General features: G+C 63.0%; 18 protein-coding genes. 13 read left to right on the top strand and 5 right to left on the bottom strand.

What is annotated here, in order from left to right; translation table 11 throughout:
* Window positions 1-39: 39 nt before the first annotated feature.
* Genes JFC13_RS13385 through JFC13_RS13395 form a run of 3 tightly spaced genes read left to right on the top strand, consistent with a single transcriptional unit; the run spans window position 40 to window position 2,870 of the window.
* Window positions 40-1,209: a M20 family metallopeptidase gene (locus tag JFC13_RS13385; protein WP_198397569.1), complete on the top strand. Its 1,170-nt coding sequence runs from the start codon at window positions 40-42 to the stop codon at window positions 1,207-1,209.
* A gap of 21 nt (window positions 1,210-1,230) precedes the next feature.
* The gene (locus JFC13_RS13390; protein WP_198397570.1) at window positions 1,231-1,431 is read left to right on the top strand and encodes a hypothetical protein; all 201 of its coding nucleotides are present in this window, start codon (window positions 1,231-1,233) and stop codon (window positions 1,429-1,431) included.
* Window positions 1,428-2,870 (top strand): sodium:solute symporter family protein, encoded by a 1,443-nt coding sequence (locus tag JFC13_RS13395; RefSeq protein ID WP_198397571.1) that lies wholly within the window; start codon window positions 1,428-1,430, stop codon window positions 2,868-2,870. Before JFC13_RS13390 ends, JFC13_RS13395 begins: the two co-directional genes overlap by 4 nt.
* A gap of 188 nt (window positions 2,871-3,058) precedes the next feature.
* On the opposite strand, the gene JFC13_RS13400 is transcribed toward JFC13_RS13395, so the two are convergent.
* On the bottom strand, window positions 3,059-4,594 hold the full coding sequence (locus tag JFC13_RS13400) for a class I adenylate-forming enzyme family protein (protein WP_198397572.1): 1,536 nt from the start codon (window positions 4,592-4,594) through the stop codon (window positions 3,059-3,061).
* A 158-nt stretch (window positions 4,595-4,752) separates the two neighbouring features.
* Between JFC13_RS13400 and JFC13_RS13405 the strand changes: the two genes are divergently transcribed.
* A complete protein-coding gene (locus JFC13_RS13405; protein WP_198397573.1) occupies window positions 4,753-5,562 on the top strand; it encodes an SDR family oxidoreductase in 810 nt (269 codons plus the stop codon).
* An 89-nt stretch (window positions 5,563-5,651) separates the two neighbouring features.
* Here JFC13_RS13405 and JFC13_RS13410 read toward each other — a convergent pair whose 3' ends face one another.
* The gene (locus JFC13_RS13410; protein ID WP_198397574.1) at window positions 5,652-7,049 is read right to left on the bottom strand and encodes an MFS transporter; all 1,398 of its coding nucleotides are present in this window, start codon (window positions 7,047-7,049) and stop codon (window positions 5,652-5,654) included.
* A 26-nt stretch (window positions 7,050-7,075) separates the two neighbouring features.
* A complete protein-coding gene (locus JFC13_RS13415) occupies window positions 7,076-8,035 on the bottom strand; it encodes a phosphotriesterase family protein (protein WP_198397575.1) in 960 nt (319 codons plus the stop codon).
* 178 nt (window positions 8,036-8,213) lie between these two features.
* Here JFC13_RS13415 and JFC13_RS13420 point away from each other — a divergent pair, with 178 nt between their 5' ends.
* The 7 genes from JFC13_RS13420 to JFC13_RS13450 all read left to right on the top strand — a co-directional run bounded on the left by JFC13_RS13420 (window position 8,214) and on the right by JFC13_RS13450 (window position 14,686).
* Window positions 8,214-8,693: a MaoC family dehydratase gene (locus tag JFC13_RS13420; RefSeq protein WP_198397576.1), complete on the top strand. Its 480-nt coding sequence runs from the start codon at window positions 8,214-8,216 to the stop codon at window positions 8,691-8,693.
* Window positions 8,694-8,819: 126 nt separating this feature from the next.
* A complete protein-coding gene (locus JFC13_RS13425) occupies window positions 8,820-9,620 on the top strand; it encodes an SDR family oxidoreductase (RefSeq protein ID WP_232488596.1) in 801 nt (266 codons plus the stop codon).
* Between the two features lie 29 nt (window positions 9,621-9,649).
* The gene (locus JFC13_RS13430; RefSeq protein ID WP_198397577.1) at window positions 9,650-10,645 is read left to right on the top strand and encodes an NADPH:quinone oxidoreductase family protein; all 996 of its coding nucleotides are present in this window, start codon (window positions 9,650-9,652) and stop codon (window positions 10,643-10,645) included.
* A gap of 67 nt (window positions 10,646-10,712) precedes the next feature.
* Window positions 10,713-11,936 (top strand): acyl-CoA dehydrogenase family protein, encoded by a 1,224-nt coding sequence (locus JFC13_RS13435; protein WP_101572670.1) that lies wholly within the window; start codon window positions 10,713-10,715, stop codon window positions 11,934-11,936.
* Window positions 11,933-12,958, top strand: coding sequence for a phosphotransferase family protein (locus JFC13_RS13440; protein WP_198397578.1), 1,026 nt, complete (start codon window positions 11,933-11,935; stop codon window positions 12,956-12,958). The genes JFC13_RS13435 and JFC13_RS13440 overlap by 4 nt, the downstream gene beginning before the upstream one ends.
* Window positions 12,959-13,010: 52 nt before the next feature.
* Window positions 13,011-13,697, top strand: a complete 687-nt coding sequence (locus tag JFC13_RS13445) for a TetR/AcrR family transcriptional regulator (protein ID WP_198397579.1) — start codon at window positions 13,011-13,013, stop codon at window positions 13,695-13,697.
* 89 nt (window positions 13,698-13,786) lie between these two features.
* The gene (locus JFC13_RS13450; protein ID WP_332839413.1) at window positions 13,787-14,686 is read left to right on the top strand and encodes an alpha/beta fold hydrolase; all 900 of its coding nucleotides are present in this window, start codon (window positions 13,787-13,789) and stop codon (window positions 14,684-14,686) included.
* Between the two features lie 54 nt (window positions 14,687-14,740).
* Here JFC13_RS13450 and JFC13_RS13455 read toward each other — a convergent pair whose 3' ends face one another.
* Entirely contained in the window at window positions 14,741-14,980 is a 240-nt protein-coding gene (locus JFC13_RS13455; protein WP_198397581.1) for a hypothetical protein, read from the bottom strand.
* A gap of 250 nt (window positions 14,981-15,230) precedes the next feature.
* Between JFC13_RS13455 and JFC13_RS13460 the strand changes: the two genes are divergently transcribed.
* Window positions 15,231-15,842: a superoxide dismutase family protein gene (locus tag JFC13_RS13460; protein ID WP_198397582.1), complete on the top strand. Its 612-nt coding sequence runs from the start codon at window positions 15,231-15,233 to the stop codon at window positions 15,840-15,842.
* A gap of 169 nt (window positions 15,843-16,011) precedes the next feature.
* On the opposite strand, the gene JFC13_RS20090 is transcribed toward JFC13_RS13460, so the two are convergent.
* Complete coding sequence (locus JFC13_RS20090; RefSeq protein WP_425546566.1) at window positions 16,012-16,668, bottom strand: helix-turn-helix domain-containing protein; 657 nt, start codon at window positions 16,666-16,668, stop codon at window positions 16,012-16,014.
* Between JFC13_RS20090 and JFC13_RS13475 the strand changes: the two genes are divergently transcribed.
* On the top strand, window positions 16,564-17,430 hold the full coding sequence (locus tag JFC13_RS13475) for a uroporphyrinogen-III synthase (protein WP_198397583.1): 867 nt from the start codon (window positions 16,564-16,566) through the stop codon (window positions 17,428-17,430). The two genes, JFC13_RS20090 and JFC13_RS13475, sit on opposite strands and share 105 nt — an antisense overlap.
* Window positions 17,431-17,434: the final 4 nt, after the last annotated feature.

Genomic DNA, 17,434 nt, shown 5'->3' on the forward strand with positions numbered 1-17,434 from the left:
TGTTATTTTATGTTGAACGGCGATTCAGTTAGGAGATCGATGACGATCAAGGAAATATGCCGGCGCAACGTCGAGGCTACGGAGGAGGTCCTTCTCGGGCTCAGCCACAAGATCCACGCCGACCCGGAGCTCGGGTTCGAGGAGCACAGGGCCTGCCGGCTGCTGAGCACCGAACTCGAACAGCGGGGATTCACCCTCGAACGCGGACTGGCTCAGATGCCCACGGCTTTCCGGGCCACTATCGGTGAGGGTCCGCTGGTCGTCGGCGTCTGCGTCGAATACGACGCCCTGCCGGGAATCGGACACGCCTGCGGACACAACGTCATCGCAGCCGCCGGGATGACCGCGGCCTTCGGGCTGGCCCCGCTGGTCGATCAGCTGGGCATCAAGCTCGTCGTCTTCGGCACACCGGCCGAAGAGAACGGTGGGGGCAAAGTCGTCCTCCTCGAGGCCGGAGAGTTCGATGGGCTCGATCTGGCGATGATGGTTCATCCCTCGAACCGGGAGCAGTCCCGCTCGCACTGCCTGGCGATCGGGGATCTGCGGGTGCGCTTCCTCGGCAAGAATGCCCATGCCTCGGCGGCCCCCTATGAGGGCATCAACGCCGGAGACGCGGTGACCGTGGCCCAGGTGGCCGTCGGTCTGCTGCGTCAGCAGCTGCATCCCGGCGACCAGGTTCACAGCATCGTCTCCCACGGCGGCGAGGCGGCCAACGTCATCCCCGCCTACACCGAACTGGTGTTCAACTTCCGGTCTCCGAAGCTCGAGACCCTCGACCGCCTCGAACAGCGCATCCGCGCCTGCGTCGAGGGCGCGGCGACGGCGACTGGCTGCACGTTCGAGGCCAGCAGCGAAGCTCCGGCCTATTCGGAATTCAACAACAACGACGTCCTCTCCGACCTCTACCGGGCAAATGCCGAATCCTTGGGGCGTGTCTTCGACCACGAGGACGACACCTCACCGGTCGGCTCAACGGATATGGCGAACGTCTCGCGCATCGTTCCTGCCATCCACCCGATGCTCGACATCGACTGCGGAACAGCGGTCAACCACCAGCCCGAATTCGCCGCGCACTGCGTCAGCGCGTCCGCAGATCGTGCGGTGATCGAAGGCGGACTGTCCATGGCGTGGACGATCATCGACGTCGCCACCGACGAGGAGGCTCGGCGCAGCTTCCGCACGAACCGTCAGCATTCGCAGGCGGACTGAACTGAACAAAGGAGTTCAACTGTGAAATATTGGCTCATCGGCTCGATTCCGTTCATCGGAGTCTTCCTGCTCACCTGGTTGCCGTTCATCAACGGCCCGCACCTGTGGTTCGGTATGCCGTCGATCTTCGTCTGGCTCGTTCTCTTCAGCACGATCCCGGTCACCGCGGTCCTCATGTACTTCGAGAAGACCCGCCGCGATCTCGGAGGTGAAGAGGAATGAGCACCACAGTCATCATCGGAGTGCTGGGCATGGTCCTCATCGCCTCCTTCGGCTTCATCGGAAGACGGGGTCCTGTCAAGAACCTCGAGGAGTGGACCGTCGGCGGACGCAACTACGGTGTCCTCACGGCCTGGGTCCTCCAAGCAGGAGAGACCTTCACCACGTTCACCTTCCTCGGCACCGTCGGCCTCGTCGTCTCCATCGGTGCCTCGGCCTTCTACTCGATCCCCTATGTCCCCCTCGCCTATATTGCGATGTACTGGGTCGGCCCGAAACTCTGGCGCAAGGCGAAGGAGATGGGCTACCTCACGCAGGCGGATTTCCTCCGCGGCAGCTACAACAGTCCCACGCTCGGCTGGCTCACGGCCTTCTTCGGTATCCTCTTCCTCCTGCCCTATCTTCAGTTGCAGATCACCGGACTCGGCATCGTCATCTCGGTCGCGACCGGCGGTGAGATCAACGAGAACTACGCGATCGTCCTCTCTTTCGTCCTCGTCATCGGCTTCGTGCTGTGGTCGGGAATCCGGGGAGTTGCGCTGACGTCCTACCTCAAAGACGTGCTGATGATCGTCGTCGTCCTGGGCCTGACCTTCATCATTCCCTTCCACTTCCGCGGTGGACTCGATTTCGGTGTCGAGGAGGTTATCGACTCCATGCCCGAGCTTCTCTCGGTGCAACCAGGTGAGACGGGCGTCGCTTGGGTCGTCTCGAGCATGGCGATCAGCATGATCGGTGTGATGTTCTACTCACTGCCCCACACCTGGCCTGCACTGCTGTCGGGACGGAGCGAGAAAGTCGTGCGCCGGAACCTCATCTATCTGCCCGTCTACAACATGCTCGCCTGCATCCCGATGCTGCTGGGCTACACTGCGATCCTCGCGTTCGGCCTCAGCCAGGATGGCGATCTGGCCATGCTGAAGATGGCGGCAGCTTCGCTGCCCGACTGGTTGACCGGCATCGTCCTCGTCGCCGCGGCATCGACGGCGATGGTTCCCGGAGCCGCTCTGCTCAACGCCATCGCGCCGTTGGCCGTGCAGAACGTCTTCATGATCAAGGACGACAGCAAGAAGATCGCCTACAACCGAATCTTCGTCATCGTCTTCGGGCTCGGCGCCCTCCTCCTCGCGCTGACGATGCCGAGCCTGCTGGGCATGATGCTCCTCCTGACGTTCAGCGGTTCGACACAGATGGTCCCGGGCATCCTCGGCGCGGTGATCCCCAAGATCACGCTGCACAAGGCTTCGGTCATCAGCGGCCTGTGCTCGGGGCTGTTCATCGTCCTGTTGTTCACCTTCTCGCCGATCCACGGCCCGAACATCAACGAAGGGATCAGCGGTCTGGCCGTCAACCTCGTCGTGCTGGCCGTCGTCGAGTTTGCCATCCGAGTGAACCGGCCGCGGCCCTCTGTGATGCCTGAACCAGCTGAAGAAGTTGTCTGAACTCGCTTCCTCCACCACACGGCATCGGGTGTCTTCTTACGGATGAGAGGGGTGGGATCATAGCACCTAGGCTTGGAGGGCTGATTTGGAGATACCGAGGTCGGCGCAGACCTGCTTCTGGGTCATCCCCTCGTCGAGGAGATCGATTGTCGCCTGGCCTTGCGGCTTTGCTATTTCGGCGCCTGCAATCAAGTCGCCCTCGTGTACATCTTCACGATCTCCCGCTTGAGGATCTTGCCGCTGGGTCCCTTCGGCAGCTCCTCTACGAACTCGATGATCCGCGGGATCTTGTAGGCGGCCAGATTCTCTCGGGCGAACCTTTCCACCTCTGCCGCGTCGAGGTGGGCGCCGGGGGATAGGGCGATGACAGCGGTGACCTGTTGTCCGTACTTCTCATCCGGTGTTCCGACCACGCTGGCCTGAGCGATTCCCGGAATCTCGTAGAGGACCTCTTCCACCTCACGCGGGTAGATGTTGTACCCGCCGTGGATGATGAGGTCCTTGATCCGATCGACGATGAAGAGATACCCGTCGTCATCCAACTTGCCAAGATCTCCTGTGCGGAACCAGCCCTCGTCATCGAGCACCTCGGCGGTGGCCTCGGGTTTCTTCCAATACCCGAGCATGACCGCCGGACCACGCAGCACCACCTCGCCGACCTCACCGGCGGGAAGCGATGCGCCGTCGACGTCGATGACCTTCACCTCGAAACCGGGGGTGGGCAGGCCGACACTTCCGACCTTCCTCGTCCCGAACAGCGGGTTGAACGTTCCCAGACCGGCCGTCTCCGTCAGCCCGTACCCTTCAGCAACAGGGGCAGAGAAGCGCGCTTCGACCTTGCGGATCACCTCTCCGGCGATCGCGGCTCCGCCCGAGCTCACGAGACGCAGGTTCGGCGTCGCGGCCTCATCAGCATTCGTCAGCACCGACATCCACATGGTGGGCACACCCGAGATGATGGAGATTTCGTCCTTCGCCAGAGCGTCGACGAAGGCCTGCGGGTCCCACCGCGGGAAGAGCGTGAGAGGTGCGCCCGCGCTCAGTGCGGGCAGTGCCATGTCGGCCAGTCCGAAGACATGGAACAGCGGCAGTCCAGTCGCGGAGCGGTCCTCCGGGGAGGTCTGGGTCATCTCCTTGACGATGTCCGTCGTCGCGATGAAATTTCCCAACGAGAGCATGGCGCCCTTCGGCTTGCCGGTGGTGCCAGATGTGTAGAGCAGGGCGGCAAGATCGTCCCACTCGAACTCGACACGATCGAAGTCAGCCGCAGCGTGATCTCCCAACTGAAGGATCGGGCCCTCAATGCCGACCAGCGGCAGGGTGTCGAAGCCGATGTGTTTTTCGCCCGCAGCGAGTCGTCCTGGCTCCGCCATGGCCGGGTGGGCCACGAGGCGACGGGCTTCTGAGTCCTCGAGGATGTACACGAGCTCCCGGGCCGTCGACAGTGGGTTGACGGCCACGACAGCCAGCCCGGCGGCATGAGCGCCGAGGAACTCGATGAGAAACTCCGGGCAGGACGGCGCGATGAGCACTGTCCGATCACCCGGGCACAGCCCAGCTGCACGGTAGCGATCACGGGCTGCCCCGATCTCTGCGAGGAAGCGCAGCTGAGACAGCGAGACCCGGTCGGGGCCAGGGGGAGGGCGCACTGCGACGGAATCAGGGATGGCTTCCGCCCAGGGGACAAGCAGATCGAGGATTGACGTGCGCAGGGTCGCGGCCATGAGACTCCTTCAGATCGCAACGATGCAGGCCCGGGCCCGCGCTGGGTCAGGTGCCGATCATCGTCGATCTATTTACTTGAAACTGAGTGCAGGTTCAACTATAGATGGGTGTGGCCCCGCACACAATGAGGTGAGGTCATTTTGCGGAGAGGGAGACGATGGAGCTCAAAGGACGGAACGCAATAGTCACCGGTGCGGCCGGAGGGATCGGTGCCGCGGTTGCGGCGGCACTGCATGAGCGCGGGGCGCGAGTGCTCCTCGCCGACCTCGCCGAGGAGGCCGCAGAGACCGCGGCACAGCTGGGGCAGCTGCACTGGATAGGGGATGTCTCCTCGGCAAGCGGGGTGACCGAGCTGGTGGACACGGCCGAGCGCGAACTTGGCCAGGTCGATCTCTACTTCGCCAATGCCGGGATCACCGGAGTCACCGGTCTCGGTGGTGACGATGACTGGGACCGGATCATCGACGTCAATCTGCGTGCCCACATCCGCGCAGCCGAACGCCTTGTGCCGACGTGGACGGCTCGTGGGGAAGGATATTTCGTCGCCACCGCCTCGGCGGCGGGACTGCTCACTCAGATCGGATCGGCCGGATACTCGGTGACCAAGCACGCAGCCCTTGCCTTCGCAGAATGGCTGTCCGTGACCTATGGCGACGAGGGGCTGCGCGTGTCCGTGCTCGCCCCCATGGGTGTGAACACGAAGATCCTGTGGGGCGAGGATCCAGGGGACGTCACCGGCACAGCCCTGACCGGACAGCGAGCAGTCGCCGAGGCGGGCAATGTCCTTGAGCCTGCCGAGGTGGCCACGACCGTGATGGCCGCCATCGAAGCCGAGAACTTCCTCATCCTGCCCCATCCCGAGGTCCTCGACATGTACCGCATGAAGGGATCGGACTACGATCGCTGGATCCGCGGCATGCGCCGCTACCAGGCGAAGCTGCAGGGCACCTCGGCTGCAGGCCGCTGATGAAACGATTGAATGGCAGGGAAAGTCCCTGCCGCTCAATGTGTGCTTGGGTCCTCGAGTGGTCTTGATTCTTCAGACGGCTTTAACTCTCAGTCCGCGGAGCCTGCAACGCTGTTGGCACGCAGATGTTCGCCGGGAACGGCTGTCGGGGACTGCCTGACTGCCTTGGGGTTCGTCTCCTTCAGCGCGATGGCACACCCGACCGTGAGAACCGCCATCGCACACACGAACAGGGTGATGCCCAGAGTTGAGCCATCCATTTCGGAGATCAGCCACGTCATCACGATGGGTGTTGAGCCCGACACGATGATCGCGTTGAGCTGATAGGCCAGCGACACCGAGGAGAAGCGGATCTGCGGTGCGAACAGTTCACCGAAATACGAGGCGACCGGAGCATAGACGAGCGACTGGAAGATGGCGGCAACGCTGACCGCGATCGTGAACATGGCCATGTTCGCTGCGTTGATGAGGGCGAAGTAGGGGAACGCCCAGATGAGAATCCCGACTCCGCCGATGATGATGACCGGTCGACGTCCGATCCTGTCGGCCAACCTGCCGCCGAGCAGAGTCACCGGGATCGCGACCACAGTGGAGAGCATGGCTGCAATGAGCATGCTGTTGTAATCCATGCCGAGGTACGTCGTCCCGTAGGACAGGGCGCCGGCGATCGTGATGTAGAAGACGCAGTTCGTGGCCGACAGTGTGCCAGAGGCGAGCAGGATCGTCTTCCACTGCGACTTCACTGCCTGCCACAGCGGAGCACGCACGACGGCAGGTTTGTTCGCCGAGACTTCGTGCTTGAGCGCTTCGAACTCCGGGGAGTCCTCGATCTTGAGCTGGATGTACATGACAACCGGCACGAGCAGTGCTGTGGCCCAGAACGGGACCCGCCATCCCCACGAGACGAAGGCCTCATGGCTGATGGAGGTAGAGACGATGACGAAGACGAGGTTGCCCAGCAAGGCTCCGCAGGGGACGCCGACCTGCATGAACGAGCCCGAGAATGCACGATGCTTGGGCCCGGCTGATTCGCTGAGCAGGAGCGCAAGGCCACCCCACTGTGCCCCACAGGCGATGCCCTGGAGGAACCGGCACGTCACGAGCAGAATCGGTGCGACGAGGCCGATGCTCCCGGTCGAGGGCAGACATCCGATGGCGAACGTGAAGATCGCCATTCCCAGCAGAGAGATGACGACCATGGGTTTGCGGCCGAGCTTGTCGCCGTAGTTGCCGGCGAGCAGACCGCCGATCGGGCGGGCGATGAAACCTGTGGCAAAGGTGGAGAACGACAGGAGCACACCGTTGATGCCTTCCGCATCGGGAAAGAACACGTGTGGGAAGACGAGGGCGGCGGCGGTGCCGTAGAGGAAGAAGTCGTACCACTCGATCGATGAGCCGATGAGTCCGGCCGCGCGGAGGCGTCCGTGCTTTCCGGCGTGGGACTTGGGGTTGCTGCGATCCAGGCTGGTGGTGGAGTTCGGGGGCATGCGAAGTCCTTTGCTCGGTGGGAATGTCACTCGAAATAGCGGCGTGGATTCTTCACCAGCATCGTGTCGACGTCGTCCTCGCTCACGCCGCGCGCCAGCAGTATTGGAATGACGTCGTCTGGGATGTGACGGAAATGCCAGTTGGGCTGGATCTGCGTCTTCTCCTCCTGCGAGAGGTAGTCGATGTAGCACGATGCGTCGTGAGCCAGAGTGATCTTCTCGGCGTAGCCGCGGCGGACAAGTTCGACGATCGTGTCGATGCGCTTGTCCGTCGGCAGGTACACGTCGAGGCCGAATCGGTCCATGCCCAAAAATGACCCATTGTCAGCCAGTTTCATCAGGTAGTCGAGATCCGTCGAATCACCTGAATGCCCGATGACCACCTTGCTCAGATCCGCGCCCTCTTCCTTGAGCACCTGCTGCGCGACGAGCCCGGATTCCGTGTGCGGATTGGTGTGAACGGTGATCGGGGCGCCCGTCTGGGCATTCGCCTGTCCGACCGCGCGCATGGCCCGCTCCACCCCGGTGGTCAGCCCCGGTGCCTCGATGGCGCATTTGAGGAACGCCGCCTTGACGCCGGTGCCCGCGATCCCGTCCTCGATGTCGCTGACGAACAGGCCGACGAGGGGCTCGGGTTCATCGATGAGGAGGCCGGGTCCGCGGACATCGAAACGGTGTGGCAGGTCCGTGTATGTGTAGAGGCCGGTGGCCACGACGATGGTGATGTCGGTCTGCTCGGCGACTTTTTGGATGCGCGGAATGAAGCGACCGAGCCCGACGACCGTGGGGTCGAAGATCGTGTCGATTCCTGCACTCTTGAGGTCGTTGAGCTTGGTCACGGCGTCCGCGATCTTCTCTTCCTCATCCCATGTGGAGTCGTAGTTCTGCCGCATCTCCTCGCTGAGGACGAAGACATGTTCATGGACAAGGGTCCTGCCGAGGCTGCTGCTGTCGATGGTGCCGGTGACGGTCTGCACTTCTGCCATGGTGCTGCTCCTTCGCATACGTAGCTCGGCCGTGTGGTCGGCGCCGATGCCATTTGAAGTGATGCGGCTCACACGGCTAGTCTTACGCTATCGAACATGAAGTCAATTTCAAGTTCAGCTTCGCAATTCCCCATTCTGCGCTCGCCCTCACCGCGCTGCGCCCACCGAAAGGCAGACAATGACCACTCCCATCCGCCCCACCTCGATCTCCGACCTCGAAGCGCTCGTTGGCCAAGAGCTCGGCCCGACCAGCTGGCATGTGCTGGTCCAAGACGACATCAATTCTTTTGCTGACCTGACGAATGATCATCAGTGGATCCATGTCGATGAGGAGCGCGCGGCGGCGGGGCCCTTCGGTGGGACGATCGGTCACGGCCTGTTCACGCTCTCGCTGGGACCGGCCTTCATGGAGGAGCTGATGGCCTTCGACGGCTTCGCCCACAGCCTCAACTACGGATACGGGAAGGTCCGATTCCCGAATCCTCGTCCCGTGGGCTCGCGTGTGCGCATGCGTGCCACCGTCACCGAGGTGGAGCGACGTAAGACCGGCTCCGCGCAGATCACGACGACTCAGGTCTTCGAGGCCGAAGGCATCGAGAAGCCTGTCTGCGTAGCCGAATCGATCGGATTCTTCACCGAGCACGGCGCTGAGGTCTGAGAGTCGAGGCGTCGAGCGACGGGATGTCAGACTATTGAAGTTGAGGTCAAGTTCAACTATGGTCGGAGCATACTCACAGACGAGAGCGACGGGCCCGAACCGTCCACCCCGAACGAAGGATTCCGAATGACGACGTCACCCACCATGAACATGTCAACACTGTTCAACTTGGAAGGACGATGCGCACTCATCACCGGCGGTTCACGCGGCATCGGCCGAATGATCGCCGAAGGCTTCGTCCAACTCGGCGTGCGCGTCTACATCACGGCCCGCAAAGCAGAGGAATGCGACGCAGCGGCCGCCGAAATGTCTGAGCAGGGAAGCTGCACCTCGATCCCCGGCGACATCTCAACGACGGAGGGACTCGCATCTGTCGTCTCCCGACTCCGCGAGCATGAGTCGACGTTGGACATCCTTGTCAACAACGCCGGAGCCGCCTGGGGTGCACCCTTCGCCGAGTTCCCGGAAGACGGCTGGGACAAGGTCATGGACCTCAACCTCAAGGCATTGTTCTTCCTCACCCAGCAACTCGCCCCCGAACTGCGCGCCGCCGCTGCCAGCGGGGACCACCTCGCCAAGGTCATCAACGTCGCCTCCATCGACGGCATCCGAACGAACCCCAACGAAACGTACAGCTACCACGCCAGCAAGGCCGGGGTCATCCACCTGACCAAGCGCCTGGCCGCGCAGCTGGCACCAGAAGGCGTGATCGTCAGCGCAATCGCACCCGGAGCATTCCCCTCACGGATGAACAAGGTGGCCCGCGACCACGGAGACGAATTGCAGCAGCGCATCCCTGCCGGGCGCATCGGCGGGCCAGAAGACATGGCCGGAGTCGCGACCTATCTCGCCTCACGCGCCGGTGACTACGTCGTCGGCGACACAATCGTCGTCGATGGCGGCGTCGTCGCATCGGCTGGACTCTAGGACAAACCGAACAAGGAAGACACAACATTATGAAGGCAGTACAGCTGAACGCCACCGACGGGCCAAGCTCCCTCGCACTCGCAGACGTCGACGCCCCCACAGCCGAACCCGGCACAATCCTCATCGACGTCGCCTATGCAGGCGTGACATTCCCCGAACTGCTGCAGTCTCGCGGGCAATATCAGATGCAGCCGCCCCTGCCCTACACGATGGGTTCTGAGGTCGCTGGAACAGTGCGCGAACTGGGGGAGGGGGTCACAGGCTTCTCTGTGGGTGACCGTGTCCTCGGTGTTGCCGGCACCGGAGCCTACGCCGAGGTCATGGCTGTTCCTGCCGCCAGCGTCCTGCCTCTGCCGGATTCGGTGTCTCTGCGATCCGGGGCCGGGATGCCGATGAACCTGCTGACGGCGGACTTCGCTCTGCGCGTGCGAGGGAACCTTCAAGCAGGACAGAGCGTCCTCATCCACGGAGCTGCCGGGGGACTCGGCAGCGCCCTCGTCCAGGTCGCACTCGCCTCCGGTGCAGAAGTCGTCGCCGTCGTCTCCACTCAGGAGAAGGCGGACACGGTGGCCAACCTCGGCGCACAACATGTGGTCTTCGCCGACGGATTCAAAGACGCAGTCAAGGAGATCTTCCCGCGCGGAGTCGACCTGGTCGCAGACCCGGTGGGAGGGGACCGCTTCACGGATTCCCTGCGCTGCCTCTCGACCTTCGGCACGCTCCTGGTCCTCGGCTTCACCGCGGGCCAGATTCCTGAGGTGAAGGTCAACCGACTGCTGCTGGGCAACATCTCCGTGGCAGGCGTGGGCTGGGGAGCCGCTTTGGCCGGACGGCCTGAGATGGTGGCTCAGCAGTGGGAAACCCTCTGGCCCCACCTGTCTGCCGGAGACCTCAACCCTGCAATCCACACCGTCCTTCCCATGGCGCAGGCCGGTGAGGCACTCGAGATCATCGACTCCCGATCGGTTCGAGGCAAAGTGCTCCTCGAAGTCGGCGGCGACGCCAACGAGACTGCCACCCGCTGACTCTGACAACGCGGCTGTACCGAAGAATTTCGCTCTACTTAAGTGAATTGACCAGAAAGCAGGAACCATGGACTTCGCACCAGATGAGACCACCCTCGACTACCAGGCCAGACTCAACGCATTCATGGACGAATACGTCTACCCTGCAGAGTCCGTCTATCACCGCCAACGCGCCGAGTCCGGTGACCCGAACTTCCACCCGCCGGTCCTCGAAGACCTCAAGGCCGAGGCGAAGAAGCAGGGACTGTGGAACCTGTTCCTGCCTTACGAAGGGTGGGGTGCGGGACTGACGAACCTGCAGTACGCGCACCTCGCGGAGATCACAGGACGCAGCCCAGAGATCGCCCCGGAGGCCATCAACTGCAACGCACCGGACACGGGGAACATGGAAGTACTTGCCCTGTTCGGTACCGATGAGCACAAGGAGAAGTGGCTCAAGCCTCTGCTGGCCGGCGAGATCGCCTCCGCGTTCTGCATGACAGAACCCGAGGTGGCCAGCTCCGATGCGACGAACATCGAAATGAGCATCACCGCCGACGGGGATGACTACGTCCTCAACGGTCGGAAATGGTTCGCTTCGAATGCATTGCACGCCAACTGCCAGGTCTTCATCGTCATGGGCAAGACCGACCCGAACGCGGAGACCCACCGACAGCAGTCCATGCTCGTCGTGCCGAAGGACACCCCCGGCATCACCATTGTTCGCGGGCTGCCGGTGTTCGGGTACATGGACCGGGAAGGCCATGCAGAGATCCTGTTCGAGGATGTGCGCGTGCCCAAGACCGCGCTGCTCTCCGGTGAAGGGGATGGGTTCGCCATCAGCCAGGCCCGACTGGGGCCAGGCCGCATCCACCACTGCATGCGCACGATCGGCATGGCAGAACGATCCCTCGAACTGATGATCGACCGTGCCCAGCAGCGAGTCACCTTCGGACAGCCGGTGGCCGATCGCGCCAACATCCAGGACTGGATCGCCGAGGCGCGCATCGAGATCGAAGCCACCCGTCTCCTCGTGCTCAAGGCGGCATGGATGATGGACACCGTGGGCAACCGGGAAGCGGCAACGGAGATCGCAGCCATCAAGGTCAAGGCCCCAGAGATGGCCCTGACCATCATCGACCGGGCCATCCAGGTTCACGGCGGCGGCGGAGTCACGGATGACTTTCCGCTGGCCGGCTTCTATGCGCACCTGCGTACGCTGCGCCTGGCCGACGGACCCGACGAGGTGCATAAGCGTTCGATCGCCCGCCGCGAACTGCGCCGCCGGAAGACCGCTCGGGAGGCCGGATGAGTATCGAACTCAACCTGAAAGCTCTCGCAGTCTGGATGCAGGCTGCGGGGGAGGCCGTCGTCGGTGAGCTCAAGGGGACCCGAGTCGGCCAAGGCCAGTCAAACCTCACGTACCGCATCGATGACGAGGCCGGACATGCGTGGATCGCACGCCGGCCCCCGCTGGGCAGACTGTTGGCCTCGGCTCACGACGTTGCCCGCGAATATCAGATCATGTCGGCGCTGCAGGAATCAGGAGTTCCCGTTCCGACCACGATCGGTGTGTGCACGGACCCCGCCGTCGCTGACGTTCCCGTCTTCGTCATGGCCCACGTGGAGGGCATCGTCGTCGATGATGAGGAGACCGCACACTCACTGACCCCAGACGTGCGGCGGCGGCTCGGCCTCGACCTCGCACGGACATTGGCCAAGATCCACGCGGTCGACATCGATGCCGCGGGACTGGGAGGCCTGGCCTCCCGGAAGCCCTATGCGCCGAGACAGCTCAAACGGTGGAGTCGGCAACTTGAGGAAAGCCGAACCCAGGACCGGCCCGACCTCGACGCCCTGACTGACCTGCTCCGTGACACCATCCCGGACTCGGATGAGATCGCCCTGGTCCACGGCGACTTCCACATCCGCAACGTCATCATCGACGAGAGCACGGGAGGCATCCGAGCGGTCCTGGACTGGGAGCTCTCGACCCTGGGCGATCCGCTGGCCGATATGGGCAGCGCGCTCGCATATTGGACGCAGGCCGGTGAACTGCCGGGCGGAATGTTCGCCGCCTCAGCCCTGGACGGCTTCCCGACCCGGGCAGAGATGGCTGCAGAATATCTGCGTGCCTCCGGACGCGACGGGCAGGCGTTGGGGTTCTGGCATGTGCTGGGAGTGTGGAAGGTCGCCATCATCGCCGAGGGAGTCTACCGCCGGGTCCTCGACAACCCTGAGAACGCCGCGGGAATCACCCTCACCCCGGAGAACATCCAAGCCATGATCGATCACGGGTGGGACATCGCCAGAGAGAACGGGTTGGCGCCATGACTCTGCTGAGGCCCGCAGCCGCAATGGCGACGGATTGTATGATGGGCTGACCATGTCGAAGACCGAAGAACAGGGTGAAGATCTCCCCGCACTGGTGGACCCCACGCTGACGCGTGATCTCCCGTCCACTCCTCGAGGCATCCGCACACGCGCGTCCCTGGTGGCCGCTGCCCGCACCGTGTTCGAACGCGATGGGTTCATCGATTCGCGACTGACGGACATCACGAAGGAGGCCCAGTGTTCCACAGGTACCTTCTACACGTACTTCGACAGCAAAGAAGAGGCTCTAGCTGCCGTTCTGCATGAGGCTCAAGAGGATATGCTCCACCCCGGCCCGCCGCAGGGGCACCACAAGGATCGCAGCGTCGTCGAGTCGCTCGAAGCGGGCAACCGTGCCTATGTCGAGGCGTATAAACGCAACGCCAAACTGATGCTCCTGCTCGAGCAGGTGGCCGCGGTCGACCCGAAGTTCAGGCGCCTGCGACTCGACCGTGGACGAGCCTTCGCCCAACGGAACTGCAGGTGGATCAAGAAGCTCCAAGACGAGGGGTTTGCCGATCCGAGCCTTGACCCGGTTATGTCGGCAAGCGCATTGTCGCTGATGGTCGGGCGCATGGCCTATTTCAAATACGCATTGGAAGAACCGGACTGGGGCACCGATGACCTTCTCGTGGAGACCGCAACGAAGCTGTGGGTCAACGCGCTGGGCATCCCTGCCGACGGGTCCCGCCGAACCTAGGAGTTTCCATGGCATCGTCAACGACAACGTCAACGACATCCGAACCATCACCTGGTCGGAGTACTGGCGCTCCTTTCGACAATGCTTCGGTGGCAGCCCGTCTGGCAGAACTGCCGTTCGTTGCGAATGCGCAGGCGCTGACGGTGAGCACCTCGGGTGGTGAGTTCGCCGGGTTCCAGGCGATACCGGCTCATCCTGATCCGCAGCTCGGCGATGCGCTGCTGTTGCACGGTTGGCCCGAATTCGCGGCCTGTTGGGAGAAGACAGCGGCCCTGCTCCTGGAACAGGGGATGAGCGTGTTCGCCTATGACCAGAGGGGGTATTCTCCTGGAGCACGTCCTGTCTCCGTCGATGAGTACACGATGCCCCACCTGGTCGCGGATCTCGACGAGATCTCACGCTCGGTGGGACTGGGTCGCTTCCACCTCGTCGGCCACGACTGGGGTGGGATGGTCGCATGGCATTACGCCGCGAACCATCCAGAGCGTCTGCTGACGAACACCGTCGTCTCGACCCCGCACCCGATCGCCCATGCCAAGCAGGTGCAGGCGGACCCGGACCAGTACGAGCGCATGGAATACATGCGCTCGATCCAAGACCATCCGGACGGAGTTGCCCGCACTCTGCTGCGCAATGACGGAGAACGACTCATCGATCTCTACACCGGTGACGTACCTGATGACATGGCGGCCTCCTACACAGCGCGCTTGAGCGAGCCTGGAGCAATGGACTCGGTGCTGAAGTACTACCAGGCGGCGGACGGCCGAGCTCGATTGTCGAGCACCCCAGTCACAGTGCCGACGACCTTCGTGTGGGGTAGTGAAGATATCGCCTTCCCTCGCGCCACTGCGGAGCTGACCGCCGAATATGTCGAAGGCCCATACCGATTTGTCCCCCTCGAAGGCGCATCCCATTGGCTACCGGAATCGCACCCTGGCGAGATTGCGCGTGAGGCCATCGCTTTGGCGCGGGAGCACTCGGCTTCATAGGTGCAGGCAGGGCAGGTGCCGATCGAAGGTGTCCGCGCCGCCAGCGCCAAATAGTCATTGCGATAAGACCCAATCGGCGACCGCATACAGCGCGTCGATTTCGGTGGGCAGATGTGTGTCGTCCGACGGCAGCGCTTGTGCGATCGAGAGCCCGTTGATGAAGGTGCCCGGAGCGATGGTGAGCGTGCGGGCAGTTGCCAAGCGGGCCGGCGTGACCCCTCCGAGCATCGTCGCGGCAGCCCGCAGGATTTTGTCTCTGCTGCCGATGCCCTCTGGTGGCTGAAGTTCCCTCATCCCCCTTCCATTACTCCGTATTGGTCGATTGCGCTAGTGACCATCAAGTCACCAATACACTGTATTGCCGGAGGGGTGGTGTGGGATTGTGCAGCAAGGGAGCCTGACTGAACTCGAGTCTTGCTCAGCGCGGATGGTTGAATCGTTCTCCTTCGGCCAGATTACAGGACGGCTTGTTTTGTTCGGGCCTTAGCAGTCCATCTAGTATTGGTCACAGACGCTGAATACCGCCTGGAATGATGATGGAGTCATGATGAACAAGAGAACCCTTGCCCTTCCCGCCTTGGCATCAGCGACGCTGCTGCTCGCCGCATGTTCAGCACAGACGAGCGATGAGGGCGCATCGGACAATGCCAGCACCTCCGCCAGCTCGGCGGAGGCTAAGGCGGACATGCAGAAATCTGACGGTACAGCAGCCGGCACCGCATCATTTGGTCGGACCAAGAGCGGGACCGAGGTTTCAGTGAAAGTCGAGGGACTCGAGCCAGGATTCCATGGATTTCACGTTCATGCCACGGGTAAATGCGAACCTGATAGCGCGGCTGCGGACAAGCCCGAGAAGAAGGGCGATTTCCTCTCCGCCGGGGGGCATATGGGCTCCGACGAGGCCAAGCACCCGAACCACGCTGGTGATCTGCCCAGCCTGCTCGTCAATGAGGACGGCACCGGTGAGCTGTCCTTCACCACCGACCGGTTCAGCCCGGAGGACTTGGCTGATGACGATGGCAGTGCAGTCATGATTCATTCAGGAACGGACAACTTCGCCAACATTCCCGAACGCTACGCCTCCGAGGGTGCGGATGAGGAAACAGCGGGTGCTGGTGACGCCAAGATGCGCGTGGCCTGCGGAGTCGTCGAGTAGGACCACGACTGTAACCGCTTCGCGCGGAAAGGGTTGTAGCGTGCACGGGGAGTCACTGAACGGTGGACTGCTGACGGTGTGATTGCGACTCTGTGTTGGCATCCGGTGGTGCTTGTCAGGCGAGATGAAGCGGATCATAGGAGTCTGTCAGTCTTTGGGAGAACTCGGATCAGGCCGCGAAGACTCCCGGGGGCGTCCCCAACGTCCGGCGGAAGTGCCGGGTGAGATGGGACTGGTCGTGGAAGCCGGACTGGGCGGCCGCCTCGGCGATGGTGAAGGTCTCCTGCAGACGATCATCGAGCAGATGACGGAGTCGACGGGCAAGAGGTGCGTCAGAAGCCGTGTCGACTGGTGATTTCAGGTGCGGCTGTACGATCTGGTCGACGGCCGAAATGACATTCGGATCGAAGAGCGTCGGAGTCTCCGCGGCGGCATCGACGGCGTTGTGGGGCAGCCATTCGGGCTCGAGATAGAGCACTCGTTTGCGAAACGGAACTTCCGGAGTTGCCGAGCGGGACATGATGCGGCGAATCGGGAAGCTGTGGCAGCCGTGGCGGCGGAGGATCTCAACTTGGTGGGAATCGCTCTGCGCGGGCCGAAGAATGCCGTCGACCGGGTAGTGAAGGGCGCGCGGATGCACGGGTGAAGTGGAGCCGAGGTGGTTGGCTCTTGACTCGATCCGTGAGTTGCTCTGATGAGCTGCGGGGGCCAGGATGTGTGCATGGAGGAGTCTCGAACCGGCCTGAGCAGCCAACTGTCCGGCTGCTGTGTGGTTCTCACCGCGCAACGGAAGGCCCCACAGTTCGCCGCTGCCCTTGAGCGGCATGGTGCGACCATCGTGCACGCGCCCACGCTGTCGGTCATCCCGAACATCGACGACCCCGAGCTCGGTGCTCGCACTCGCGCCCTCATCGACACGCAACCCGATGTCGTCGTGGTGACCACCGGTGTCGGTTTCAACGGCTGGGCCGAGGTGGCCGAGTCCGAGGGTCTCAGTGAGCAGTGGCACGCAATGCTCGGGAGTGCTCGGATCATCGCACGCGGGCCCAAGGCGCGTGGTGCGATCCAGGGGGCAGGTCTGACACCGGATTGGGTTGCCGAGTCCGAGACGAACACCGAGATCCAGCAGGTGCTGCTCGGTGAGGGCGTGCGCGGCCTCCGGATCGCGGTGCAGCACCATGGAGCCGGCGCCGACGGTCTGGACGAGGCCTTCGCCGCAGCAGGTGCCGAGGTCAGCTCGTTGGTGGTCTATCGGTGGGGCCCCGCCCCCGACCGGGATGCCGTGGTGACAGCCATCGGTCTCGTCGCACGGCGCCAATGCGATGCCGTGGCCTTCACCTCGGCGCCCGGGGTCACCGCCTTTTTGGATGCCGCCCGCGAACAGGGCCTACTGCCGGAGGTCCTCGCCGCGTTCACCGATCAGTCCGGTGTGCTGGCTGCTGTGGTCGGCAATGTCACTGCGGCACCACTGGTGGAGCACGGAATCGAGCCGGTGATCCCCGACAGGTTCCGCCTCGGCGCACTCGTGCGCACCCTGGTCACCGAACTCACGGCGCGGAAACAAGCGAGGGCAGAGAGTTGTGAGTGAACCA

The organism is Brevibacterium antiquum, from assembly GCF_016107655.1.
GTDB lineage: Bacteria > Actinomycetota > Actinomycetes > Actinomycetales > Brevibacteriaceae > Brevibacterium > Brevibacterium antiquum.

Excerpts from the sequence above, each read along its gene's own strand:
- JFC13_RS20090 (WP_425546566.1), bottom strand. The coding sequence starts at position 16,668 with ATGCCGCTCAAGGGCAGCGGCGAACTGTGGGGCCTTCCGTTGCGCGGT.
- JFC13_RS13435 (WP_101572670.1), top strand. The coding sequence starts at position 10,713 with ATGGACTTCGCACCAGATGAGACCACCCTCGACTACCAGGCCAGACTC.
- JFC13_RS13420 (WP_198397576.1), top strand. The coding sequence starts at position 8,214 with ATGACCACTCCCATCCGCCCCACCTCGATCTCCGACCTCGAAGCGCTC.
- JFC13_RS13385 (WP_198397569.1), top strand. The coding sequence starts at position 40 with ATGACGATCAAGGAAATATGCCGGCGCAACGTCGAGGCTACGGAGGAG.
- JFC13_RS13475 (WP_198397583.1), top strand. The coding sequence starts at position 16,564 with ATGGAGGAGTCTCGAACCGGCCTGAGCAGCCAACTGTCCGGCTGCTGT.
- JFC13_RS13395 (WP_198397571.1), top strand. The coding sequence starts at position 1,428 with ATGAGCACCACAGTCATCATCGGAGTGCTGGGCATGGTCCTCATCGCC.
- JFC13_RS13410 (WP_198397574.1), bottom strand. The coding sequence starts at position 7,049 with ATGCCCCCGAACTCCACCACCAGCCTGGATCGCAGCAACCCCAAGTCC.
- JFC13_RS13430 (WP_198397577.1), top strand. The coding sequence starts at position 9,650 with ATGAAGGCAGTACAGCTGAACGCCACCGACGGGCCAAGCTCCCTCGCA.
- JFC13_RS13460 (WP_198397582.1), top strand. The coding sequence starts at position 15,231 with ATGATGAACAAGAGAACCCTTGCCCTTCCCGCCTTGGCATCAGCGACG.
- JFC13_RS13405 (WP_198397573.1), top strand. The coding sequence starts at position 4,753 with ATGGAGCTCAAAGGACGGAACGCAATAGTCACCGGTGCGGCCGGAGGG.
- JFC13_RS13400 (WP_198397572.1), bottom strand. The coding sequence starts at position 4,594 with ATGGCCGCGACCCTGCGCACGTCAATCCTCGATCTGCTTGTCCCCTGG.
- JFC13_RS13440 (WP_198397578.1), top strand. The coding sequence starts at position 11,933 with ATGAGTATCGAACTCAACCTGAAAGCTCTCGCAGTCTGGATGCAGGCT.
- JFC13_RS13455 (WP_198397581.1), bottom strand. The coding sequence starts at position 14,980 with ATGAGGGAACTTCAGCCACCAGAGGGCATCGGCAGCAGAGACAAAATC.
- JFC13_RS13415 (WP_198397575.1), bottom strand. The coding sequence starts at position 8,035 with ATGGCAGAAGTGCAGACCGTCACCGGCACCATCGACAGCAGCAGCCTC.
- JFC13_RS13445 (WP_198397579.1), top strand. The coding sequence starts at position 13,011 with ATGTCGAAGACCGAAGAACAGGGTGAAGATCTCCCCGCACTGGTGGAC.
- JFC13_RS13425 (WP_232488596.1), top strand. The coding sequence starts at position 8,820 with ATGACGACGTCACCCACCATGAACATGTCAACACTGTTCAACTTGGAA.